At 49.3% G+C, this 276-nt stretch carries 1 rRNA gene; it reads right to left on the bottom strand.

What is annotated here, in order from left to right:
• Positions 1 to 3: 3 nt before the first annotated feature.
• Positions 4 to 119 (bottom strand): 5S ribosomal RNA (rrf, locus tag HMPREF2750_RS00010).
• Positions 120 to 276 lie beyond the last annotated feature (157 nt).

Below are 276 nucleotides of genomic sequence, written 5' to 3' on the forward strand. Positions count from 1 at the left end.
AGTACCTGGCGGTGTCCTACTCTCACATGGGGAAGCCCCACACTACCATCGGCGCATCGGCGTTTCACTTCTGAGTTCGGTATGGGGTCAGGTGGGACCACCGCTCTATCGCCGCCAGGATTATTCCTTTAATAACTTTTCTCTCTCTTTCTGCTCCGCTATCTCTAGCGCTCACAACCAAACAAGCTGATAACCTTCAATACTTTCTTCTTCTCTGAGTTTGTTTCGTCTTCTCAACACCCAAAACCCTTGAGCGTTGTATAGTTAAGCCTCTCG

It is taken from the genome of Haemophilus sp. HMSC066D02 (assembly GCF_001810545.1).
Classification (GTDB): domain Bacteria; phylum Pseudomonadota; class Gammaproteobacteria; order Enterobacterales; family Pasteurellaceae; genus Haemophilus_D.